Genomic DNA, 22709 nt, shown 5'->3' with positions numbered 1-22709 from the left:
GCCATCTGTCGGACACCACGGACTGGAACTGGCGTTCATGCGTTGGATACTGCTGGCAGCGAGAATCGAACGTCTCTTCGTTGCGGTCAGTTGACGGTCATTGACCGGTACGCGGTCGAGCGCAGTGGACGCGTCGCAGGACTCGAGTGCGAGGACCGTCGTCGCGGGCGACGACGCCTTGCCGCTCCCCGGCAAACTCGGTCTACAGGACATCGGAGGTCGGGCGGCGGTAACGGGCTCCGACGAGGATGCTGAAATAGTCCCGCTGCCGATGGCCGAGATGGCCGTGCCCGTTGAGAAGCTCATGGAGCTGGAAGACGCGAATTCGCGCGGACGTGGATCGAACCGCACCACCGCGCCCTCTGGAGCGAGATCTCGACCATATGGTCCACCGTGGCATGCTGGACGAGAACGGAGGCGGGAACGAAGCCCTTCGCCTGGCCGCTGAGCCGAACTCGCCGGTCGCCTTGACGGAGGGAGGCTTCAGCGACGCAGGCTGCGCTGCCGTCCCGCGAACCACTCCAGCTGATCGTCGCGCAGCTCTGATCGTAGGAGCAATCGATGTCGGGCCGGGCGGCGCGTCACTTCGTGACCCCGCTTGGAGTTCCTATCCGTCGTACGTCGACGCGAAGGTGCTGGCAGACCGTGCCGCCGCGAGTGGCATCCGCCGGGAGCTGTTGCGGCTTCGATCGTCAGACCGAGCGGCGCCTCCCGTGGCTCGCCGCTCGTGAGGAGCACTCCACACAACAATTCCACGTCGATTTGACTGCCAGGTCTTTGAAACTTGAAGCGACCGCTTCTCGAGGGCTTCCAGTTCTTCGGACGTTCAAAACCGAGCCTTCGAAGCGCCCGCACGAGCAAATTGAGTGTCACCCCTGCGGCGGCTTCGTCAGGAAGTTCTTCCTTCGTAAGCGCCCAATCAAGGTCCGATGTCATCGTCCGTGACTCATGAAGAGCCCCTCCCCAGAGCTGCATGGCGGCGCCGCCGATAAGCCTCATTCGGACCTGCTCATTGCTGGCCAGCTCTGCCATCATCAGCATCTCCTCGAAGAGTTCGACACTGTCGTCCACCGTCACTTCCATCTTGCCCTCCAATCAGCCGCCAACCTGTTGGCACATTCGCGTTGCACGGGATCGTCCGAGGTCGCGGCGTCTGCCACCGCGAGGATGGGCAGCAGTTGGTCGGAATGGTCCGAGCTGAGCTCGTCGAGGGCGAGACGCGATACCCCCCGCACAAGGACTGCAGGCCCTCGAAACTCTGCCCCGACGGCTCCACCCAGGGTGTCTTCGAGTTGCAGCAGGACTGGACGGGTCACGAGGAAGTCCCTTGGCTCGATCACCGCGCCAGTTCGCTCAACCAGCACACTGGAGACTCCGCCAAGAACCCGCGCTCCCGGAATTCTCCTGCGGAGCCATTCGGCGTCGGCCTGGGCCGGTGCCGGAAGGCGAATAAGTCGCCCTATCGCGTCTAGCCTGAAATCAGACAGGATGGCTTCAAAGGCACGTGGCGCGCTTGGACGCCCGCGGCGGAGGAGCCGCGGATTCATGAGGATCGCGCGTAGCTTGCTAACGCTCGAGGGGGTGAGCCGGATCCCCAGTCGTCGACCCAGTTCGTCTCGGAGGACTCCAGGCTCCAGTGAAGTGCTCTCCGAGAGCCAGCCGAATTGATCGGCTTCCATAATCGCAGCAAGCACTGCGCACTGCTGAGGTGTTAGCCGGGTCTTCAGCGACCCGACTCGAAGGGAAACGAACATGCCAGGCTCGTCGACGAAGACCTCACCCAGCTTCAGATCGGCGTAGTTGCTGCCCCGCCGCCGGCGCTCGGCTCGGTCGGCCAAGGTGAACCTACCGATCGCTCCGTCGCCAAGCCTGGTCACCGTGCTGCCACGACTGAGCAAGAGCGCTTCGCCCTCCACACGAATTCCCAGCGTTGGGAGCTCCTCCTCGATCCGCGTAGCGAGCGAATCGAGCAGCTCCCGGTTCTTTGTCTTGCTCATAGCCAACACCCTCGCCTGCTTTCTCGGAAAAATCGAACGCTTTCTCAGAAAATGAGTTCTATTTCTCGGAAAATCAGGAGGCGCCGTTCTTCGCTCCGTCAGTTCCAAGCCGGTCACTACGGATCGGCATTCCGAGCGCGGTGTCAACGCGACCTATCCGCTGTTGTCCCTCGAAGACCATCCTGCCCTGAATGGGATCACCGCCGAGTTCGGAGGGAGCGTCCCTGCGCGGCTGCTCCCCTCGGCATGTCGCGGCTCCGCTACCGCGTCCAGAGCACCGTCATCGTCGATGGAGTGACTCGGTCGATGCCCTCGGCGCTTCGCACGATCACATCCTCGGATTCTCGCAGTTGCGTGGCGCCGAGCCAGTCGGGTTGAGGGGTCAAGGGGGCGGCCACTCGGGTTCTGGACATCGAAGAGCAGCGAGCGATCACCCCTTTGAAAGTCCAGGACGAAGCGAGGGCGATAGAGGTCGTCATTCACCCAGAATCCCTCCAGGATCGCCCATATCTGGCCGCCGGAGAATTCGTTCCTCAGCGTCTACATGTCCTTCACTCGCAGAATGCCGCCGATGTATCCCTTCCCGGCGCTGAAGCCCAGGTAGTCACCCGTCGGGCTCCATCTGACTCGCTGGAGCCACTCCTTGGGAAAGATGCCGGCGTGGGCTGGCTGGGTCCGTGCGAGGACCTCTCCGGATGTGGCATCAAGGATCGATAGCGTGGCCCGCTTACCCGTGTGTCGAGTGAACCAGTGTTCCTCGCCTTCCACCACGATCATGGCCATGGCCCTTGCACGTTCGATGTCATGCCCGGGTCGCACGCTCGTACGATAGCTCACCAAGACACCCACCACGAGGAGTGCACCGATGAGAGCGATGAGTCCTCACTCGCGGGGCGAGAAGAATGTGGCCCGGGATGGGTCCACGCCGGCAGCGATAGGGCCATCCGTCGCGGAATCCTGGAAGGCGAGCATCGCGCTCGGGTGAATCAGGAGCTCAAGCCGAACGATGTGGATCGGCAGGAAGAGCGTGGGGTGGCCAGCGAGCGGGATCAACGTTGCGGATAGGACCAGGCCGGCGTGGACCATCAGCAGGTAGTTCCAACGGGAGCCTTGCCCACACCAACAGGCCTGGTTACGGCAGCACTCAAAGTGGCTCGAGGTCGACGATCACGTCCTGGATCTCGTCGATGCTCATGTCGATCTCGATTGGTTCGTGGAGCGCGAAGCCCTCGACGTCCGGGAGCGTCAGGCGATAGCGACCGGGCTCGGTCACGTTGAAGGTCACGCCGGACTTGGTGGTGCCGCGCATCGAGACCTCGCCGTCGCCTTCGAGGTGGACGCAGGCCCCCTCCCAGCGGAACTCGCCGGGCCAGGGGATCGTGCGGCCCTCGCACTGCAGCTCGACGCGAGCGAGCGCGATCCTTCTTGCCTCGAGTTCGACGTTCCGTCCCTCCTCGGCGTCGAAGGTGAGGTGGTGTCTGGCCACCTGAGGGCCGCCGAGGCCGACGGTGATCGCGCACGCCGGGACGGTCAGATCGAATTGCCTGGTGGTCTCGTTTCGCTGGACGGTCGGATGAATGGCGAAGGACGACGGGCCGTCGTAGGCCTGGTGCCACGACAGGTGCTCGACGAGGTCGGAGATCTCGCCGCTCACGGAGTCCCTGACCGTGACGGTGACCTGTACCGGTGGCGGGATCTCGATTCTCAGGTCGCGGAGGCCCTCAGGAGGAACGACGAAGAATTTCCTGAACTCGAGCTCCGTCAAGGTCGCGACGTAATCGCCCGGGACCAGGGCTTCCGCCGTGAAGGGGTAGCGCTCGGGTTGGCTCACCACGGGCCGGAGCTGGTTCAGGCGGAAGAGGTCATGTTCGCGGTCGCTTCCGGTGGATGGAGACACCCGAACGAGGCGCAGCATCGCGTCCTCGAGTTCCCAGCTCGACGGGAGGATCAGTTCCCCGGCCACCGCGACGGTTTCAGGAGCCTCGAAGGTCCTGGGAACCAGAAGTACGCTCGCGCGGGAACCAGTCTGGATGACCACGTTGGCCTCCGCGAGGACGATCTCCGGACGGTAGGCGCTTCCCATCTGGATCCGCGCGACCATCGGCCCGAGCGGAAGGCCCAAGAGCTGGAACCTCTCGTCGCGCTGGAGCGGGAGATCCGAGATCGCGAGTCGTTCGCCCTCCCGATAGATCCGGAGGCGCGCCTCTCGGGGGGCCTCGCCCTGGATCAGCACCTCCATCTCGCCTCCGCGATCCAGCGCGATGGTGCGTTCGCCGCCGCTGGAGAGATCCACCTCGATGGAGTTCCAGGCGAAGCCCGGCGCGCGGACGAAGCAGCGCAGGGACGGCACGCGCGCCTGGTCGAGTCCAGGCATCAGTACGGCCGGGGAGTCCTGGGCGCTCGCGAGCGAGGGGCGCGCGGCACCCGCGCCGATCAGGAACCCATCCGATTGTCCGCGCGCCGCCACAACCTCGACGTTCTCCAGCCCCACGCTGCGATCCGCGGCATCGACCACGTTCAGCGTCAGCGGCGGAACCGTCCGCACGTGCAGGACCGCGCCATCGGCAGAGAACTCGAGTCGCTGCTCCCGTAGCACCCTGGCGGACGTCGGACTCTCCATGCAGACGAGGACGCCAAGAGCATCGCTGCGACCTCCATGGATCAGGAGGCCCAGGTCGGAGGCAGCGGCTCCGGCCGTGTCATGGCTCGGGGTATGAAACCCACTCGCAGTTCGGCTAAGCGGTCCCACTCTCGCCATGCCACCGAGTACCCAGCTCGCCTAAGCGGTCCCAGTCCCAGCTCGCCAAAGCGAGCCCAGGCTGGCCCGCCAAAGCAGCTCCATGTCTCGACCTGAGACCGTCTCAATCTGATCTGCGATCCGTGCTGTTCGAGCAGGGCCAAGCCGCCCGACGAGCAGCGCATGACCGCACCTCAGATTGCCATGCACCGCCTCCAAGAAGCCGTTCGACTCCACCGCCTCGGCAACAGCCAGCGCAGGATCGCAGAGAAGCTCGCGATGGGCCGCACGACGCTGCGCCGCTACCTCGCTGCGCTCGACGCGGCTCACCTGCTCGACGGATGTGTCGAGGTGCTCCCGGACCTCCCCGCCCTTCGCGACGCCGTCGCCCTCGGCGTGGTCCGCAGAGAACCTGCGCAGAAGACCTCCCGAGTGGAGGCCTGGCGGAAGAAGATCGAGGCCTTGCACAAGGGCGGCGCTGGCCCGACCGCGATCCACGACTTCCTTCGGGTCAACGTCGCTGACTACACCGGGTCGCTCTCCGCAGTGAAGCGATTCTGCCGCCAGCTCAAGAAGGGCGAAGGCCCCAAGGCTACTGACATCGCGATCCCCGTCGTCACGCTGCCCGGGAACGTGGCGCAGGTCGACTTCTGCTGGGGAGGGAAGCGCTACGACCCTGTCCAGAAAGCCCTGCGGAAGACGTGGATCTTCATCATGACGCTCGGCCACAGCCGGCGCACCTACGCCGAGTTCGTGTTCGATCAGTCCGCTGCGACGTGGCAGCGCCTGCACGTCAACGCGTTCCTCTACTTCGGAGGGGTCCCTGAGGTCGTGGTTCCCGACAACCTGAAGTCGGCAGTCATCAGACACAGCTTCGGCGCTGGCGACGACGTCGAGCTGAACCGAAGCTACATGGAGGTCGCCAGGTTCTTCGGCTTCCAGATCGACCCGACGCCTGTGCGGTCGCCCGAGAAGAAGGGCAAGGTCGAACGCGACGCCCAGTACATCAAGAACAACTTCCTGGCAACGCTGCCGGAGGTCGACGTTGTCGAGTGTCAGAAGCTCCTCCTTCAGTGGCTCGCCGCGGTCGCTGACCGTCGGTGCCATGGGACGACCCGACGCATGCCCATCGAGGTCTTCGACACGGAGGAGCGCGCCTGCTTGATGCCACTCCCAAGGAATCGGTGGAACCCGATCGTTTGGAAGAGAGCGAAGGTGCACCGCGACACCCACCTCCAGATCGACAATGCGCTCTATTCCGTGCCCTGGAGGAACGTCGGCGACCTCCTCTGGGTTCGATGCTCCAAGAGCGAGATAGAGATCTTCGCGAACGACGCCATTCTATGGCGGCATCGCAGGGGAATGCCGGGATCTCGCACCACCGTCGAAGAACATCTTCCGGAAGGGCGGAGGGACCTTCGTGAGCGTTCCCGTGAGACGTGGGAGAGGCGAGCCAAGGCCATCGGACCTGAGGTCGCCGCTCTCGTCGATCGCATCTTCGACGGCGACGACGTGCTGCTCCGACTCCGACCTGTGCAACAGATCGTGAAGCTTCTCGAGGGCTTCCCGCCAGAGCGCGCCGAGCGCGCGGCACGAAGGGCCATGTACTACGACAACCTCGAGTATCGATCGATCAAGAACATCCTGACGAAGGCGCTCGACCTGCAACCGCTCGAGTACGAGGAGGCGCCTCGCAGGTGGTCGAAAGGAGCGCTCTATTCGCGCTGCCCCGACAACTCCCTCTTTCCCCAACCCCTGGAGTAACCCATGGCCGTCACTGACGACCTCATTCCCCATCTCAAGAAGCTGCGCCTGTCGGGCGTCCTTCAAACCCTGGACCTGCGTACGCGCGAAGCTGTGGACGACAACCTCAGCCACGGAGAGTTCCTGCTCCGCCTCTGCTCTGACGAGATTGAGCGTCGAGAGTCGAAGCAGCTCAGCATGCGACTTCGGAAGGCGAACTTCGACGGCGCGAAGAGCCTGGAGGAGTTCGAGTGGTCGTTCAATCCGAACGTCCCCAAGGCGAAGATCGTCGACCTCGCCACGTGCTCCTTCATCGATCGCAAGGAGAACGCTCTCCTCCTCGGACCGACGGGAGTGGGCAAGTCCCACATCGCCCAGGCCATCGGAGAACGAGCCTGCCGTGCGGGCTACTCGACCTGCTACACCTCCGCGCACGCGATGCTCTCCCAGCTTCGTGGGGCGAGAGCGGACGACTCGCTGGAGAAGCGGATGCTGCGCTTCACGTCGCCGGACCTCCTGATCATCGATGACCTCGGGCTCCGCCCGCTGGAGCGCGACGAGCCCATCGATCTCTACGAGATCATCCGAGCTCGCTACGAGCGTGGCGCGATGATCGTGACGTCGAACCGCGCGCTTGAGGAGTGGTACCCGATGTTCCTCGACGAGCTGATGGCCTCAGCAGCGATGGACAGGCTTCTGCACCACGCGCACGTCATCGAGATGAAGGGAGGTTCGTTCCGAAATCCGAAGGCCCACGGCGCTCCAGCGGCCGCGCTGGCGTGATCCGTGACCTTGAGCCCTCATCCACATTTTCTCTCCTGACCACCTCGAGTTCCGACGCCGAACGCGGTGGCAGGGACATCACAGCTCCGCAGTTCCTGCCGCCGCGTTGGGCTTCGGAGACGAAACGTAGTGGGTTCGCTTAGGCGAGCTCGACTGGGACCGCTTTGCCGAGCCAGGGGTGGGTTTCCTTGCCCGGTCCTTGACAGGCCGTGAACGACATCGGCGCCGCAGCCTGGCCGGGCGCGAGCCAGGCTCCGTCTGCACCTCGCGTGAGGGAAAGAGAGAACTGGCCGCCCTGAACGTGGACGGTGATGCCGCCGCGTCCTGTTCGGTCGAAATACAGCGCGGCCTCGAGTGTTCCCGTGACGGTCGTCGTCACAACCGTTCCATCGATGTCGTGAACCACGACCTGGCCGGTCAGCGTGGCGATGGTGGGTGCCGGCATCTCGGTCTCGGTACTCACGGGAGCTTCTGTTCGCACCTTCGAGGCCAGAGAGACATCCGCTTCGATCGCTTCGAGGCGGTCGGGCGCAGCTGGCCCTGTAGGGTCTTCCGATTCCGCAGCGATCGCGGTCGGGGCCACTTCGTGCGCCACGCCAGCGTCCATGAACTCGCGGCCGGCAAGGACCAGGACAGCGACGGTAGCCAGTGCGGCGAGACCCTTGAGCATGAGGAGGACTCCAGCGGTGAGTGTGATTCCGAGGACAGGAGGGGCGGTCCACGCAGCAGCCGACGACGAACTGATACGTGAGCCAGGGATCGCCGCGCAGAGAGCGAGCACTCCGCCGCCGCCAAGGTCGGCGTCGAGCCGGTCACGCAGAATCGCCACGCCCCGATGAATCCTCCGGCGAACGGTGTCTGCCTTGGCGTTCGATCGCTCGGCGATCTCGGTGACGGATAGGCCATCCTGGAAGTGCAGTAAGAGCGTGCCTCGGAGCGGTTCGGGCAGCTCCTTCAGCGCGTCCCAGATGCGGCGCTGTTGTTCGCCGCGAAGGATGAGCTCTTCCGTGGAAGGAAGCGCTTCGGTTCGAGCGGCGACGCGCTCGCGACGCACCCGTCGCTGGTCGGAGCGGTGTGTCGAACTGATCCACCTTCGGAGCGCCCAGTAGAGCTGCACTCGACGGTTGCCGTTCTCGATCGAGCCATGGACGGCGCCCGGGGCCGAAGCGGAGACCCAGGCGGCCTGCTGCGCATCATCCGCCAGACCTGCATCCGCCACGATCCGGCTGGCGAGCTGCCCGAGCCACACCCAGTCGCCGAGCATGCGCTCCAGTTCGTCGCCACGCGGCGCGGGGGTGTATCACTTGTTCTGTAATTTCGGCTTCGGCTCGACTGACCATCTGAACCTGCAAGGCGCGTGAGGGATCGGCCCTCACCCCTGAGGGGCCGATTCGTCACGTGCCGGTTGCGTGGGAGGCCATCGTTGGCTTTCGTGGTGTTAACCACAACCCCACTCGACCAACGATGCCTCACCACGAAGCCGACGCTAACAAGATCTCCCTCGTCCTGGAACTTCTGACTGAGCACGGTTTCGACCGTCTCGCTGAGGCGATCCAGATCCTGCTCAACGAAGCCATGCTGATCGAACGTTCCGACTACCTGAACGCCGCGCCGTACGAACGCGCAGAGTCCAGGCGCGGGTACGCGAACGGGTTCAAGCCCAAGCGCGTCGCGTCTCGTGTCGGCGAGCTCGAGCTGCGCATCCCGCAGGTTCGGGAAGCCGCCGAGGGCGGAGAGCGCTTCTATCCGAACGCCCTCGAGCGAGGAGAACGTGGCGAGAGGGCTCTCAAGCTCGCGATCGCAGAAATGTACATCAACGGCGTCTCGACACGCCGCGTTCAGAGGGTCACTGAGGAGCTCTGCGGGCTCAAGATCACATCTTCTCAAGTCTCACGCGCGACTCAGCTCCTCGACGAAGAGATCTCCTCGTGGAGGAGTCGCCCCATCGGCGCCTGTCCCTACCTCGTGCTCGATGCACGCTACGAGAAGGTGAGGATCGGCGGCTCCGTGGTCACGGCGGCTGTTCTCGTCGCCATGGCGGTACGAGAGGACGGGAAGCGATCGATCGTCGGCGTCAGCGTTGCCACCTCCGAAGCTGAGGTCCACTGGCGGGAGTTCCTGCAGTCGCTCGTCCTCCGTGGACTGCATGGTGTGCGCCTCTTCACCAGTGACGACCACCCCGGCATCAAGGCCGCTCTCGCATCCGTCTTCCCTGGCGTTGCCTGGCAACGATGCCAGTGCCACATGCAGCGCAACGCGCAGTCCTACGTCTCCAAGATCGTCATGAAGAAGGACGTGGCGGAGGACCTCCGCTCCATCTTCAACGCGCCGACGATGGCCGACGCCGAGCAGATCATCAAGACGGTCGTTGTCAAGTACCAGGACTCGGAGCCCAGGGTCGCCGCGTGGATCGAAGAAAACATATACGAGGGACTCGCTGTCCTCCAATTTCCCGCCAGCCATCGTCGACGCCTCCGGACGTCGAACGCGGTCGAGAGGCTCAACAAAGAGATCAAGAGGCGAACGCGAGTCGCTGGCCTCTTCCCGAACGAAGCCGCGCTGTTGCGGCTCGTCACTGCCCTGGCCATGGAGGTCTCCGAAGATTGGGAGGCCGGCCGTCAATACCTCACCATGGAGCAAGCCTGATCTTCCTCGCGGACGAAATTACAGAAGAAGAGTTGCTCTATCACGTTCAACTAGAGCATCTGGGGATTTACTAGGTTCGCTAAGCCATGAGTCAGACCTACGATATCTATTTGGCGAAGCCTGCTGAACCCGACCCACCTCTCGCATTCTGGTACGCGCATTTCACCGTGGACGGCCCGCTTGTCGTCGAGGACGAGGACATCTCCGATTCGTGGCTTGAGGTGATCGGATCTCGACGGGTGCTCTGGACGGTGACCGTCGAAGGCTCTCCATCTGATGACGATCTGGACGAGCTCGACGACTGGATCGTCTCCACCCTGAGTCAGCACAAGGCAGTATTCATCGACCCACAGTCAGGGGCCTGGCGAACTGCGCATCGATCCGGGAGCCTCTTGGGGGCTGCGCCTGAAGTGGAGGAGACACTTGGCTCACTGGCATTCTTCTTTGAGGATGTGGAGGGTTTCGAGAACGATGGGATGCGGTCTTTCCTGTCTGCTCTTCAGCGATTGTTGCCTGAAGCACTTCCGAGGAGGTTCGGACCGACGGAACCGATGCAAAGCCGGCTGGAGGGCGAGGACTTCGAATCGCTTCTCAAAGCCTGGCTCGAAGAGCCTCAGTTCCTCATCATGAAAGCAAAGGCGCCGTTCGGATACCTTTTTTCATCCGTGCCGACTGAGTCCATGAAGCGGAGTTGGCATTCAGAACACTTCCTTAGAACTAGCAATCTCGTCGGGCGGCTTGAATTTCAGATTCGGCCGAGATTATTTGAGCTGCCCGCGCTTCTTCAATCGACGCTCAATTTTCTCGTCGAGGGGGCAGGTATTACGAACGCGTTCTATGCCGAGCTTCGCCGGGTCAAGTGCCCCGCGCACTCTTGGTTCTGGCGTGGTTTGCCACCTGGGCCTGTCGAAGGCTGTGTTGTGGGGGCACCGTACGTCGACCTCTGGTCCGGCTTGCCTGAGGCAGGAACGCAGCTCACGAACGGGCAGGTTCTCCTCCAGAAAAGGATGACTGGTAGACCCATGCCGGCAGTTCCTGATGAATTGCAGCTACCGTCAATCAAGATTGACGGTAGCAAGTGTCGGCAGTCAGGCTTCGCCCAAGTGTACCCATTCCAGCGTCAATCAAGCGGCTGATGAGGAGCGTGAAAACGTATATCAGCTCGGATGGACCGATCGGTTGTCCCCACCTCGTCTAGGTGACTGTACGAATCTGGAGCAATCCATCGATCGCGAGCGTTTAGCGCCGCCGCCGCCCCGCAGTAGCGGATCACCGGGGATAAGGTGTCGCCCTTTGAGCAATAACGCTGCACGCTCACTTTAGTGTCCTGACCCTGCCCGGTGCGAGTGGACACCGGGGGCCTTCGAGCGGCCCCCCCTCCCCGGCCATTTTTTGTGGACCGGCGCTCACTCTAGCTGCACTTCCAGCTTCTTTAGGGCCCTCTTCGCATCTCGCGCTATGTACTTATCCGGAGCGTTCTCAGAGAGGCGAGTGAGGATGCCAATGGCGTCACGTCGGCGCTGCTTTACTATATACGCCACCGCAGCAAGTCCCGACTCCTCGTGCTGCGCAAGTGCATCGATCTGATCTAATGATAATGCAGCGTCGTCGCACTTGGCCAACGCCCGGGCAAGAACTCCGCCTACACTCCAGAAGGGAACGGATGTCGCCAGTTCGGCCACCTCGCGCGCGATCTCTGGATAGAGTTTCGCCCTCTCTAGATTGCTTGCCGCACTCAGTCCGCACTGCTCTCTGTGGGAATTTTCCCAGCTGGCATTATAGACGCCACATCGCAAGATTCTGAGAAGGGTCCGCTGGAGATTTAGCGAGCGCCCACCGCGACGGAGGGTAGCTATGATCTCGCTCGTCAGTCCTGCCCGGTCTGTTGATAGGCAGCCATCGGCCAGGCACCGTAGCACGCCCTCATCTCGGAGCGCTTTGGGGTCTATCTCTTTTAGGCTCTCGAAGGAAAATCTGAGTCCCAGGGAATTCAGCTTCTCTCGAATAGGCGCCCACGCCAGATTAAATGCGCGAACATTCGCACGAATCCATTCGAGATGCTCAGGCGAGACTTGGCCACCGAACGTTGGGTCTTCAGCCCGCCGCTTTAGTACTGACTCAAGAGCTTCATTGTGATCTCCGCGCTTCGGTTTCACTTCAATGGCCTCGGTATGCAGTGGCTGTAGCGGGAGATGTTGATCATTATAGTCATGTTTACAACGCTAGGGGGGCGTAGATTTATCAGCGCCATGGGCGTCCAGTGTCGAAGACCTCGCCGCCCTTGTCTTTGATCAGCTTCAAGAGCGGCGCCGCTACGTTCTTCTCGCCACCGTTGATGTGAAGATGGAACTTATACCCCAATCTTTCAGCGTTTGCAATGTAGGATTTCATCTGCGCATTCAGCGACTCTGGCCTACGGATGGGATCTGCAAACCATCGTGCTCGGCGTCATTCCCGGCGGGCTACTGTGGGGCATGAGCGCGATCGCCACGCGAGGCCTTGCCGTCCCCATCGGCCTGCATGCGGCATGGAACTTCTCCAGCTGGTCCGGCGGCGCCAGGCCAGAAACCGGTCTTCTGCAGATGATCGTTGAGGACGACGCTCTGGAGCTGACACAAATGGTCGGTACCGCGAGCTATCTGTCGATCTTCGGCGCGCTCACTTTGGCCTTCTGGTTCGTCCATCGACGGAACCTTCGACGAGCGGCGCCAACGCCAACGGCGTAACCATCGGTGCTTGGGGGGAAAGGCCTCAAGAAGTCTCGGGGAGGTTCGACTACTCGAGAGCGTCCGAGCGGCCATCGGGCTCTTCGCTGAGCCGAACTCGCCGGTCGCCTTGACGGAGGGAGGCTCCAGCGACGCAGGCTGCGCTGCCGCCCTGTGAACCACTCCAGCTGATGGTCGCCCAGCTCTGATAGCAGGAGCACCAGATGTCGGGCCGGGCGGCGCGTCACTTCGACACCCCGCTTGGAGTTCCTATCCGTTTCTGAGCTTCTGTTTCGCGATGGACGGCTCAGCTGCGGCTGTTCTCCCGGGGCTGGGATCTTCTATTCCGTTTCGGCGGGCACGTGAACGGCCCAGCGAGCGAGGTCAGTCGCAGTGGCTCGGCGTGAGCCAATTGGGAAGCCAGATCCAAGAAGTCGTCCCGCCTTGGATCAGAACCAGAGCCAGCGCGGTGAAGGAGCGCGTTCGCGCTGATGTGCCCAGCACGGCATGCCGACGGTGGACGTGGGCTGCGTACAGCTTTCGATGCACAGCCCGCGAAGTGTGTGGCCTCATGGATCCCGAGTGGATGATCGTGGCGCTCACCGAGACGCTCAAGGGTTAGCGCCAGAAGAGTCCCTCTCGGGCGATGCCAAGTCTTGCTGCTCCACAAGCCAGGCCATCGCGTTCTTCTTTGCGGCGTCCAGCCGCAGAATCGTCCGCGAAATCTGAGGGTGCTGCAGGTGCGCTGCGGGCATCGCCGCAGGTGCGCCGCAGGAATCGCCGCAGGAATAATCTGGGCGGACGCCAGGGCCGCGGCGCTCTCTTCCGTAGCGGGGGCCGTGGCGGCGGGGGTGGGCGGCGCGGCTTCTGGAAGAAGGCCCTCCCCTTTTGGACGCGCGGCTCAAAGCCGCAAAGCCTCCCCCCTCGCCGACGTTTGCACGTGGGCGAGAGGGGAGGCTCTTTTCTGGTACCGCCGTCGCGACGGCTCTCAGATGAACGTCACTTCCAGCGCGTTCGTGAAGTTCGAGGTCGGACCGCTGGGGCTGGCGTCACGGCTCCACCACTGGAACATCAGCGTGTCCCCCGGGTCCAGTGAGATCTGGGTCCCCTGGGAGGATTGCAGGTCCGTGTTGTCGACCGTGAAGGTGATGACCCCGCTCGCCGACGTCGTGCCGATCGAGGAATAGAGGCGCCCGATGGTGCCGCCGACGCAGAGGTTGCCGGCGCTTCCGCCCGGGTTCGGGACGAACACGCGGCTCGTGCCGAAGATCACGCTCGCGAACGAGCTGGGCGGAAGGCTGGAACCCACGAGGCGAAGGTTGTTGTCCAGGATGTACGGCGAACCGGTGGCCGAGCACACGCCGCGCTGGCCGGACGAGTTGATCGTGGCCGTGCAGTAGTTCTGGAAGGCGTTGCAGTTCGCGTTCTCCCAGGTCTGGATCGCGGCGCGCACGCGGTCGCGGAACAGCGCGGCCAGGCCAGCGCCGACGGAGTCATTGGCGGAGGCAGCCGTGTTGGCGTCGTTCACCCATGCGCCGATGAAGTACTCGCGCCCGATCGTCTGGCAGCCGCTGCGCTCGGGCAGCCGGACGTAGGCGCCGCGGCTACGGTGCTGCTCCGATCCCGAGGACGAGTTGCAGGTGTACGATCCTCCCTTGTGTGCGAAGGCCGTTCCCGCGAGGAACGCGGCGCGCTCGCTGGAGTTGAGGCTCGACGAGTTGAGCTCGGTGGTGAGGATCGTTCCGGTGTTGAACGAACCCATGCCGAAGTTCGAGCTGTTGCTCATCCGGTCGTAGAAGTCGTCCCGAACGCTGCCGAGCGCTCCATCGATCACTGCGCCGTGGAGGTCCGCGAGGTCACGCAGGGTGATCTCGTTGCGAGGCTGCCCACAGAGGCAGCCCAGCGTGTGATTGAGCTCCACGTTGGTGGCGCCGAAGCTGGCTGCGGTGCTCTCGATCACGGCGGTCCCGTAGCGGCTCCGGACGGCCTCCGTGGCCGTGTTCGAGCTCGACTCCATCATGCTGCGGAGCACAGCGCCCAGCGTGCGCGTGGTGGGGTTCGAGCCGGTGGGGCAGCTTCCGTTCAGGCCCTGGTTCTCCGTCATCGGTGAGTTGAACGAGTCCAGGTTGAGCGCGACCCGCCGGTTGGCCGTGAAGTGGTGCACCGTTTTGATCAGGCTCGCCGGTTCGAAAACGCGATCCTCGAAGACGCCCGCCAGCGTGCTGTCGGTGCCCTGGTACTCACGGAGGACCAGGCCGCTCGTGGCATCAAGTGGCAGTCCCTGGCGCATGGCGAAGGCGGCTTCGATCGCAAGATCGTTGTCGTTGCGCCGGCACACCATGGCGTAGCGTATGGCGCCTGAGGAAGTGCGATAGCGCTCCAGGTCGATGATGCGGGTGGCGTACTGGTCCGCGAGGCGGCCGATGTCACCGGAGGTCATGTTGTGGAACCAGGTCCACTCGTTCCCATCCCTGGGAACCATGATTGCGCTGAAGTTCCCGGTGTCATCGTGGGGCTCCAGATCGATCAGGCGCGCCTGGTTCGAGGCGAGGCGGCTGCTGATGAAGGACGTGGACGTGTTCAGGTAGATCCAGTAGGCGGACTGGGTGTTCCCGCTGTTCGCGACCCAGACGAACGCGTAGCGCAGGGAGCCGCCGTTGCGGTAGGGCTGGATGTCCAGGATCCGCCGGGTCGGGTTCTGCTGGAGCCAGGTGGAAAGGCTGGAGAAGGTGTGGTTCGTCTGCCAGCCGTGGGAGGTCGCAAAGTCGGAGCCGGTGTTCGCGATCATCACGGCGGCGTAGCGGATGCCTGCGACAGTCTCGTAGGGCTCCACGTCGATCAGGCGCGCCTGGTTCGAGATCACGTTGCTGGTGACCTGTGACTCCGTGAGGCCGTAGTACCACCACCAGCCCTTGGCGTAGTCGCCAGTATTGCGGACGAAGGCGGCGCTGAGGCGGAAGGGAGAGTCGTCCTCGATTTCGATATCGACGATGCGGTAGCCCTGGGCGACGCGGTCCGAGACGGTCTGGGCCGTGACGTTCGTCATCCACCACCAGCCGGTGGGGGTGACCGTGTCGGTCTGGGGATCGGCCGCCGAGGAGGGGATGAGCGCCATGCAGGCGGCGAGGGCGAGGAAGAGGGAACGGAGTAGCTTCATGGGTCCGGATGGGTCAGAGAGAGCCCCCAAGACGTGACGCGGGGGCGATGCACCCCTCCCATCCGGACGCCCGGAGGGCCGTTACAGGATTCCCCGGAATTCTCCGTGAACTGGACCTCAGCGCTTGCCGATGAGCGGCGCCGTGGCCTCCCTGGATGCCAGAGCCCGCAGCGAGGGGTCTTCGGCGACCGTGGCCGTATCGAAGCCGCCCTCCACAGCAGATTGGACCAGTTCCACGGCACGCTCGTCGCAGGCGGACGCTCGCTCGGCCACGGACGCGGACTCCAGCGCCTCGGCGCACTCGACCAAGGCGGCCGCCGCCACCATCTGCCTGGGCGGTGAGCTGGCCAGCTCGCCGAGTTCGAATGCGGCGTCGGCCGCTGCCTCCGGGGCCTTCAGTGCCAGATGGGCGTAGCTCAGGAACTCCCGCGTCCACTCGCGACCGAGCTGGACCTGACCGAAGGTGGGGACCCTCGCGTGCGCTTCGTCGTACAGCCTGGCGGACTCCAGGAGCAGGGGCACCGCCTCGGCGGGACGTCCCAGGGCCTGGAGGCAGATCGTGGCATCCTGGAGTCGCGCTCCCGCGAGCTTGACGAGCACGTCCAAGTCGTCCGGTTCCAGCTCATGGGCGGCTTCCAGGCTTTCGGCGCCGCTTCGAAGAAGCGTCAACCCTTCCTCCGGTCGCCCCTGTCCCATGATCGTGACCCCGACGATCATCTGCGCCGTGGCCGCGTCCACGGCGAAGGTACTGCTGCTCGGAAAGTCCTCGGCGAGGGCCACGGCCCGCTTCATTCCGTTCTCGACCTGCTCCATGGCCTCCTCGGCTTCCATCCGCATGAGCGCGGACCCCAGGTTGATCTCACCCCTCGAAAGGTCGCGCCGCAGCGCCACGTTCTTTCCGAACCGCTCCTCCAGCGGCCGCAGAACCCCAAGCACCAGGCGGTTCTGTGCCGCGCACTCGGCGATGTTCTCCTGGGTAGGCGCCCTCTCCGAAGCGAGGACTCCCAGCAGCTGATGGGCCCGTGCGAGCTGGAGCGCTGGCTGAAGCTCATCTTCACGGCCGATGCGGGCGGCGCGCAGCGGCTCCAGTGCGCCGTCCAGCAGCTCCCGCGTCTTTTCGGGCTGACCCTCGGCGCGGTAGGCCTGTGCCAGGTGCAGGAGCAGCTCGCCGCGCGCACCCGCGACCTCGGGCTCGTCCCGGTCCTTCTCGGGCAGGCGGTCCATGAGCGCGAGCGCGTCCTCGGTGACCGCTCGCGCCTCGGCGGCCTTGCCCTGCAGTCGAAGCGCCATGGAGCGCAGAGCGCCGATCTCTCCCACTTCGCTCACGAGCTCAGGTTCCGGCCCCTCCTCCTCGATGAGCTGCCGCGAGATCTCGTCAGCTCGCTCGAGGGCCGCGAGGGCCTCGGGGCGCCGGTCGAGCCAGCCTTCGATATCACCGATCCTGCGCCATGCGCGCGCCAGCTCCCTGCGCAGCCGCGGGTCTCCGGCCTGGTCGCCCGCGAGCGAGCGAAAGAAGGCGAGCGCGCGCTCCAGGATCTCCCGCCGGACGAGTTCGAGCCCTGGGACCGTGCTCAGGTCATCCTCCGACACGCGCGTGACCATCGTGTCGACCGCATCCATGGCCCGCGCCAGGTTGCGCTCTGCTCGCTCCCCCTCGGCCCGGGCGAGGTCGCGTTGCTCCTCGATCACCCGTGCCTGGCTTTCCGCGCGGATCCTGCTTTTTCTTTGCTGCCAGCCAAAGAGCAGCGGCCCACCCACCGTGACGAGCGCGAGCAGCGCGATGAGCCCGGCCGCCGCGGGGCGGCGCGCCGTCCATAGCCGGAGTCTTCGCCAGGCACCCGGCCTACGCGCGGCAATCGGACGGCCTTCGAGCGCCGCCGACAGATCGGCCGCCATCGCGGCGGCCGAAACGTATCGCCGCGCTGGATCCGGATCGAGGGCCACGCGAACGATGGTGTCGAGCTCCCAGGAGACGGACGGATCGACCGTTCGCGGCGACGGAAAGCGCCCCTCCGCGACCGACTCGCGCAGGACCATCGGACTCGAGCCCGCGTGCGGCAGCCGAAGCGTCAGCATCTCGTAGAGCGTCACGCCGAGGGAGTACACGTCCGACGCAGGACCGATGCGGTCGACCTCACCGTCGAGTTGTTCCGGGCTCATGTAGGCGAGCGAGCCGAGCGCCGCTCCCGAGCGCGTGATCCTCTCGGAGCCGGCCGAGGACGACAGCCCGAAGTCGAGCAGCATCACGCGCCCGTCGGGCGTGACCATCACGTTCGAGGGCTTGACGTCACGGTGGAGAACGCCGCGCCGATGGGCATGCTCCAGCGCTTCGGCCACGTCGCGCGCGAGGCGAGCGCAAACGCGCGGCCACGGCGCGTCGAAGAGCGGCGAGCCGTCATGGTGAGGCCCGGTCTCGGCTGCGCCCGAGCCCACGCGCTCCACCACCACATCACGCAGTTGAACGCCGCTGGGCGCATGACCCTGCTCGCGCCGATCTTTCAGGTCCCGGATCGCTTCGGCCAGGGTACATCCCTCGACAAGCTCCATCGCGAACCAGGGAACGCCGTCGTCTTCGCCGGTCGAGTGCACCGGCACGATGCCCGGATGAGCCAGGCGCGCGATGATCTCGACCTCGCGCCGGAAGCGTTCGCGGCCGCCGTCGAAGAGCAGTTCACCGGGGCGAATGATCTTGAGGGCGACCTCGCGGCCGAGTACCTGGTCGTATGCCCGATGAACGACGCCCATTCCTCCTCCACCGAGTTCGCCGCGCAGCTCGAACGATCCGAGATGCGTGGGGGTCGTGTACGTGGGCGCTTCGTCGTCATGGCTCGAGGGGAGCAGCGCGATCCGCGAACGCAGCGCCTGGGCCAGGTCGGGGTGACGGGCGCAGAGCTCGTCCAGAACCACGTGCGCGGGTCGCTCTTCGGAGCCTTCGAGGTACTCGAAGACGAGATCGCGGAGGAGGCTGCTGCGCTCGTTCTGGGTCATGGCTGGAGTGAAGGGACCTTGCGTGGAGAGCGGAGCGGTCCCTCGGGGCCGTGGCGGCTCACGCTTGGACGGTGAACGGGGGGGTCTTCCCCCGGTCTGGCACTTCCAGCGTACACTGAAACAGCTGTCCTGGAGTCCCCGCTCGTTCAGCTCGACCCGCGGTCAAAACCTGATGCCCGATAGCCATCCTCCTCAGCAAGAAGGCCCCGGCGGCGAACATGATCCCTGCGTGTCGAGCGTTCTCACCGCGGCTGCGGCCCGGGGCGACCGCGATGCGCTGGCCCAGCTCCTGGATCGCCACCTGCCCGCCCTCGAGGCCTTCGTTCGTCTCCGAGCGGGCCGGATCGTCCGTTCGACCGAGTCCAGCGCGGACGTCGTTCAATCCGTCTGCCGTGAAGTCCTCCAGCACGCGGACCGCTTCCGCCATCCGAGCGAGGGAGCCTTCCGCCGCTGGCTGTTCCGCACGGCGCTGCGCAAGCTCGTCGATCGCCGCGACTACCATCTCGCCGAGAAGCGCGATCTCCTCCGAAGCGTCCCGATCGCGGACGGCGGCGAGGCGAGCGCCCTGCGCGCCGTCCGCGAATCACGCCTGGTGGATGTCTACCGCAGCTTCTCGACGCCGAGCCATCACGCCGAGGTGCGGGACGAGATCGAGCGGGTCGAGTCGGCGCTGGACCTTTTGAGCGGCGACGAGCGCGACGTGATCGTCCAGGCCTACCTCCTTGGACTGACGCGCGCCGAGATCGCCGAGGAGATGGGCCGAACCCCGGGCGCCGTCCGCGTGCTGCTCCATCGTGCGCTGGCGAAGCTCGTGGACCTCATGGCGACGGACGGGTAGGAAGCGGATGTGCAGCGACGCAGCCCGGGGCTCAGGCCCGCATCAACTCCCCCGGTCGCCCCGCGATTCAGAGTGGGCGACGATTTCGTGCATCGCCTCCTGCAGACCGATCGCCTCGGTGTTCTCCCCGAGAGGGAAGCGGTCCGTGCCCGGGTAGATCACCAGCGTTCGATCGGTCTGAAGGTCAGCTCTCGAGACATGGAGGCTCTTCGTGGGTCGAGGGCTGAGCGTGCGCTTGAATTCGAAGGCCCAGCGCTTGTTGCCAGGTAGGTCGAGCACCAGGTCCATCTCGGCACCCGCATGCGTCCGGTAGTGGCTCGGTTCCGTTCGGTCGGGTGCCACGGACAAGAGCGATTCGATGGCGAAGCCCTCCCAGCTCGCGCCCGCGATCGGATGCCCGAGGACGTCGTCCAGGGAATCGAGTCGAAGAAGCGTGTGTACGAGTCCGCTATCTCGGACGAAGACTTTCGGCGACTTCGATAGACGCTTTTCCACGTTGGGGTGTGCGGGTGCCAGACGCCGAACGAGCAGTAGATCCACGAAGAGGTCGAGGTACGACTGGACCGTCTTCCCATCCACGCCCAGACTTCGGGCAAGGGCCGATGCATTCCAGCTCGCTCCCTGCCGGTGGGCGAGCATCGTCCAGAATCGACGAAGGGTCTCGGCGGCGATACGTGGACCGAGCTGGGGGATATCGCGCTCGAGGTACGTCGTGATGAAGTTCGCTCTCCAGAGCACGCTCTCTTGATCGCTCGTGGCCAGGTAGCTTCGCGGGAAGCCGCCCCGTGCCCAGAGCGTGTCGAGCTTCGAGACGTGCTGGTTCGGAGCCTCCGCGTGGAGGACTTCCAGCGCGCTGAAGGGAGACAGCTCCGTGTAGGCGATTCGACCGGCCAGAGTCTCACTGGCCTGCTGAATCAGATCGATGGAAGCGGAGCCGAGAAGCAGAAAATGTCCAGTTGGCCGACCCTTCCGTATTCGCTGATCGATGATCCCGCGGAGCACCTGGAACAGGCCCGGTGACCGCTGGACCTCGTCCAGGATCACCAGCCGATCCTGATGCAGGGTGAGGAAGCCCTCGGGGTCCTCCAGTTTTGCGCGATCGCTGGAAGCCTCCAGATCCAGATAGAGCGTTCTTCGCGCCCCTTCTCCTGAGTCAGAGAACGTAAGGGACAAGGTGGTCTTGCCCACCTGGCGCGGGCCGAGCATCGCGACGGCCGGGAAACTACCCAGAAGGGCCCGGATCTTCGTGGTCGCTTCGCGAGCAATCATTCTAGTATTTTGGGATACGCACTCCGAATTTTCAAGGACGTGGGCAGCAAAGTGTATCAACTCGGTTCCGCTGTCGAAGCCTGAAAGCACACGAACCGGCCCGGCTAAGGGGCCAGGGAACCGGGTAGGCTTCCGGGCGCGGCTCTTGGCTGCCGTCCTTCCACCCCTCGCCCATGATCCGCGACCTCGACCAGCACGACGGCGATCCGCCCGCCTATGACGTTTGCATCATCGGATCCGGGGCCGCGGGTGGCACCGTGGCCGCTGAACTCGTGGGGTCCGGGCTCTCGGTTTGTGTGCTGGAGAGCGGGGTCCAGCGCGTCACCCGGCGTGGTGATGATCTCAAGAAGGCGCACAGTCGCGGCATTCACGTCAAGGACTACTCGCGGGAGCGGGTCCTTGGGGGCGCGACGACCACCTGGTCCGGGCTCTCCAGCCCGCTCGATCCCGCCGACCTTCAGCCCCGTGACTTCGTCGAGTATTCGGGCTGGCCGCTGGAACGTGCGGAGCTGCTCCCGCTCTACGAAGAGGCCGCCGAGCGCTATCGGTTCCCGCGCCTCGCGGCCTTCACGCCCGAGGGGTTCGGCGCGCTTCGGGCGAAGGGCGACCTCTCGCCTGCGTGGAGCGTGGTGGAGGAGAAGATCTTCCTCGCCGCCGACGATCCCCAGGACTTCGGCAAGGAGGTCCGGCAGGTCTACGAATCGGACGGCGCCGACCTCTGGCTCGACGCGTCGGTGGCGGAGCTGTGTGGCTCCGGACGTACCGTCACCCACGCCGACGTTCGCACGCGCTCCGGGCGCCAGATCGCCCTGCGCGCCAGGGTCTTCGTGGTCGCCGCGGGCGGGATCGAGAACGCGCGGCTGCTCCTGAACTCCCGGGACATGTGCGCCGATGGCCTCGGCAACGAACGCGACCAGGTCGGGCGGTACATGATGAACCACCCGAAGAACTACCGCGGCATCCTGCACCTCGCGCGGCCGGTCGAGGAACTCCCCTACTACTTCGGATTCCTGAGCGAGGGGTTCGCGGGGTACGGCGGCCTGCGCTTTCCGGAGGGCGAACTCGCGCGGCGCGGGCTCATGAACAGCTATGTCCGACTGGAACCGCTCTTTCCGTGGTCGGATAGCGAAGGGATCGAGGCGCTCGTGCTCATCGCGAAGCGCTCGAAGTTCTTCGTCGATCGGATGCGGAAGAAGAGCCGAACCGAAGTGGTCGAGCTGCGCGACTACGCGGAGACCGGCGACGATTCGGATCTTCAGAACCAGCGCCGCTCGCTCTTCGGCTTCGTGCCGCTCCTCTTCACCATCCTCTTCGACGCGCCGAAGGTCACGCGCTACCTCTGGTCGCGCGTCGTCTCGCGCAAGCGTCCCCTCATTCGCCGCGCGCGCCTGCGGAACTTCATGGAGATGGAGCCGCGGCCCGAGAATCGCGTGACCCTGAGCGATGAGGTCGACCTCTTGGGGAAGCCGCTACCGCTCGTCCTGCATGACACGACCGCGCTCGACCGGCGCTCGCTCGTCGAACTGCACGCGGTCCTCGTCGAGGAGTTCGAGCGCGCTGGCGTCGGCCGACTCGAAACCGATCTGGCGACGGCCGAGCCCTGGCCCATCACCCAGGACGCGTCCCATCACATCGGCACCACGCGCATGGGGACGGATCCAGCGACGTCCGTCGTCGACCCTGATCTGAAGCTCCACGGCGCGGACAACGTCCACCTTGCGGGCGCGTCCGTCTTTCCGACGTCGGGCTGTGCCAATCCGACCTTCACCATCGTCGCCCTTTCGATTCGTCTGGCGCGGACCCTGCGTCAGCGCTACAGCGAGTCCGTATGACCCACACCAAGGCC

General features: G+C 64.7%; 18 protein-coding genes. 7 read left to right on the top strand and 11 right to left on the bottom strand.

Annotation, left to right across the window (positions count from 1 at the left end; all coding sequences use genetic code 11):
• Positions 1-483: 483 nt before the first annotated feature.
• The 5 genes from Poly30_RS27875 to Poly30_RS27860 all read right to left on the bottom strand — a co-directional run bounded on the left by Poly30_RS27875 (position 484) and on the right by Poly30_RS27860 (position 4617).
• Positions 484-1083 (bottom strand): hypothetical protein, encoded by a 600-nt coding sequence (locus Poly30_RS27875; protein WP_145205799.1) that lies wholly within the window; start codon positions 1081-1083, stop codon positions 484-486.
• Positions 1074-1997 carry a hypothetical protein gene (locus Poly30_RS27870; RefSeq protein WP_145205796.1) on the bottom strand — a complete coding sequence of 308 codons (924 nt, stop codon included), beginning with the start codon at positions 1995-1997 and terminating at the stop codon, positions 1074-1076. Before Poly30_RS27870 ends, Poly30_RS27875 begins: the two co-directional genes overlap by 10 nt.
• Positions 1998-2257: 260 nt before the next feature.
• On the bottom strand, positions 2258-2383 hold the full coding sequence (locus Poly30_RS29025; protein ID WP_419190756.1) for a hypothetical protein: 126 nt from the start codon (positions 2381-2383) through the stop codon (positions 2258-2260).
• A 154-nt stretch (positions 2384-2537) separates the two neighbouring features.
• On the bottom strand, positions 2538-2816 hold the full coding sequence (locus tag Poly30_RS27865) for a hypothetical protein (protein WP_145205793.1): 279 nt from the start codon (positions 2814-2816) through the stop codon (positions 2538-2540).
• Positions 2817-3141: 325 nt separating this feature from the next.
• Complete coding sequence (locus Poly30_RS27860; RefSeq protein ID WP_145205790.1) at positions 3142-4617, bottom strand: hypothetical protein; 1476 nt, start codon at positions 4615-4617, stop codon at positions 3142-3144.
• 321 nt (positions 4618-4938) lie between these two features.
• Here Poly30_RS27860 and istA point away from each other — a divergent pair, with 321 nt between their 5' ends.
• Together istA and istB are read left to right on the top strand one after the other, a co-directional pair.
• A complete protein-coding gene (gene istA / locus Poly30_RS27855; RefSeq protein WP_419190755.1) occupies positions 4939-6498 on the top strand; it encodes an IS21 family transposase in 1560 nt (519 codons plus the stop codon).
• Positions 6499-6501: 3 nt separating this feature from the next.
• Positions 6502-7260 carry an IS21-like element helper ATPase IstB gene (istB, locus tag Poly30_RS27850; protein WP_145195056.1) on the top strand — a complete coding sequence of 253 codons (759 nt, stop codon included), beginning with the start codon at positions 6502-6504 and terminating at the stop codon, positions 7258-7260.
• A gap of 139 nt (positions 7261-7399) precedes the next feature.
• Here the strand turns inward: istB and Poly30_RS27845 are convergent, their stop codons facing one another.
• Positions 7400-8524 (bottom strand): sigma-70 family RNA polymerase sigma factor, encoded by a 1125-nt coding sequence (locus Poly30_RS27845; RefSeq protein ID WP_145205784.1) that lies wholly within the window; start codon positions 8522-8524, stop codon positions 7400-7402.
• Between the two features lie 200 nt (positions 8525-8724).
• On the opposite strand from Poly30_RS27845, the gene Poly30_RS27840 reads away from it, so the two are divergent.
• The gene (locus Poly30_RS27840) at positions 8725-9906 is read left to right on the top strand and encodes an IS256 family transposase (protein WP_145205781.1); all 1182 of its coding nucleotides are present in this window, start codon (positions 8725-8727) and stop codon (positions 9904-9906) included.
• 86 nt (positions 9907-9992) lie between these two features.
• Positions 9993-11042 (top strand): hypothetical protein, encoded by a 1050-nt coding sequence (locus tag Poly30_RS27835; protein ID WP_145205778.1) that lies wholly within the window; start codon positions 9993-9995, stop codon positions 11040-11042.
• A gap of 270 nt (positions 11043-11312) precedes the next feature.
• On the opposite strand, the gene Poly30_RS27830 is transcribed toward Poly30_RS27835, so the two are convergent.
• Both Poly30_RS27830 and Poly30_RS29020 read right to left on the bottom strand, forming a co-directional pair.
• Complete coding sequence (locus Poly30_RS27830; RefSeq protein WP_145205775.1) at positions 11313-12062, bottom strand: hypothetical protein; 750 nt, start codon at positions 12060-12062, stop codon at positions 11313-11315.
• Positions 12063-12147: 85 nt separating this feature from the next.
• The gene (locus Poly30_RS29020) at positions 12148-12297 is read right to left on the bottom strand and encodes a hypothetical protein (RefSeq protein ID WP_419191415.1); all 150 of its coding nucleotides are present in this window, start codon (positions 12295-12297) and stop codon (positions 12148-12150) included.
• On the opposite strand from Poly30_RS29020, the gene Poly30_RS27825 reads away from it, so the two are divergent.
• Positions 12279-12632, top strand: coding sequence for a CPBP family glutamic-type intramembrane protease (locus Poly30_RS27825; RefSeq protein WP_419190754.1), 354 nt, complete (start codon positions 12279-12281; stop codon positions 12630-12632). The two genes, Poly30_RS29020 and Poly30_RS27825, sit on opposite strands and share 19 nt — an antisense overlap.
• Before the next feature lie 967 nt (positions 12633-13599).
• Here the strand turns inward: Poly30_RS27825 and Poly30_RS27815 are convergent.
• Together Poly30_RS27815 and Poly30_RS27810 are read right to left on the bottom strand one after the other, a co-directional pair.
• On the bottom strand, positions 13600-15768 hold the full coding sequence (locus Poly30_RS27815) for a serine hydrolase (RefSeq protein ID WP_145205767.1): 2169 nt from the start codon (positions 15766-15768) through the stop codon (positions 13600-13602).
• A 117-nt stretch (positions 15769-15885) separates the two neighbouring features.
• On the bottom strand, positions 15886-18756 hold the full coding sequence (locus Poly30_RS27810; protein ID WP_145205764.1) for a serine/threonine-protein kinase: 2871 nt from the start codon (positions 18754-18756) through the stop codon (positions 15886-15888).
• A gap of 229 nt (positions 18757-18985) precedes the next feature.
• Here Poly30_RS27810 and Poly30_RS27805 point away from each other — a divergent pair, with 229 nt between their 5' ends.
• A complete protein-coding gene (locus tag Poly30_RS27805; RefSeq protein WP_419190753.1) occupies positions 18986-19594 on the top strand; it encodes an RNA polymerase sigma factor in 609 nt (202 codons plus the stop codon).
• A 42-nt stretch (positions 19595-19636) separates the two neighbouring features.
• On the opposite strand, the gene Poly30_RS27800 is transcribed toward Poly30_RS27805, so the two are convergent.
• Complete coding sequence (locus Poly30_RS27800) at positions 19637-20863, bottom strand: ATP-binding protein (protein WP_145205758.1); 1227 nt, start codon at positions 20861-20863, stop codon at positions 19637-19639.
• A gap of 173 nt (positions 20864-21036) precedes the next feature.
• Between Poly30_RS27800 and Poly30_RS27795 the strand changes: the two genes are divergently transcribed.
• On the top strand, positions 21037-22695 hold the full coding sequence (locus tag Poly30_RS27795; protein ID WP_145205756.1) for a GMC oxidoreductase: 1659 nt from the start codon (positions 21037-21039) through the stop codon (positions 22693-22695).
• The last annotated feature ends 14 nt before the right edge of the window (positions 22696-22709 follow it).

Source organism: Saltatorellus ferox, from assembly GCA_007751475.1.
In the GTDB taxonomy this organism is placed as follows: domain Bacteria; phylum Planctomycetota; class UBA1135; order UBA1135.
The sequence above is the reverse complement of the archived record's forward strand: the minus strand, read 5'-3'. Positions and strand labels throughout refer to the sequence as shown.

What these genes read in the sequence shown, in the direction of transcription:
- Poly30_RS27875 (WP_145205799.1), bottom strand. Translation starts at nt 1,083, where the DNA reads ATGGAAGTGACGGTGGACGACAGTGTCGAACTCTTCGAGGAGATGCTG.
- Poly30_RS27870 (WP_145205796.1), bottom strand. Translation starts at nt 1,997, where the DNA reads ATGAGCAAGACAAAGAACCGGGAGCTGCTCGATTCGCTCGCTACGCGG.
- Poly30_RS27860 (WP_145205790.1), bottom strand. Translation starts at nt 4,617, where the DNA reads ATGGAGAGTCCGACGTCCGCCAGGGTGCTACGGGAGCAGCGACTCGAG.
- istA (WP_419190755.1), top strand. Translation starts at nt 4,939, where the DNA reads ATGCACCGCCTCCAAGAAGCCGTTCGACTCCACCGCCTCGGCAACAGC.
- istB (WP_145195056.1), top strand. Translation starts at nt 6,502, where the DNA reads ATGGCCGTCACTGACGACCTCATTCCCCATCTCAAGAAGCTGCGCCTG.
- Poly30_RS27845 (WP_145205784.1), bottom strand. Translation starts at nt 8,524, where the DNA reads ATGCTCGGCGACTGGGTGTGGCTCGGGCAGCTCGCCAGCCGGATCGTG.
- Poly30_RS27840 (WP_145205781.1), top strand. Translation starts at nt 8,725, where the DNA reads ATGCCTCACCACGAAGCCGACGCTAACAAGATCTCCCTCGTCCTGGAA.
- Poly30_RS27835 (WP_145205778.1), top strand. Translation starts at nt 9,993, where the DNA reads ATGAGTCAGACCTACGATATCTATTTGGCGAAGCCTGCTGAACCCGAC.
- Poly30_RS29020 (WP_419191415.1), bottom strand. Translation starts at nt 12,297, where the DNA reads ATGAAATCCTACATTGCAAACGCTGAAAGATTGGGGTATAAGTTCCAT.
- Poly30_RS27815 (WP_145205767.1), bottom strand. Translation starts at nt 15,768, where the DNA reads ATGAAGCTACTCCGTTCCCTCTTCCTCGCCCTCGCCGCCTGCATGGCG.
- Poly30_RS27810 (WP_145205764.1), bottom strand. Translation starts at nt 18,756, where the DNA reads ATGACCCAGAACGAGCGCAGCAGCCTCCTCCGCGATCTCGTCTTCGAG.
- Poly30_RS27800 (WP_145205758.1), bottom strand. Translation starts at nt 20,863, where the DNA reads ATGATTGCTCGCGAAGCGACCACGAAGATCCGGGCCCTTCTGGGTAGT.
- Poly30_RS27795 (WP_145205756.1), top strand. Translation starts at nt 21,037, where the DNA reads ATGATCCGCGACCTCGACCAGCACGACGGCGATCCGCCCGCCTATGAC.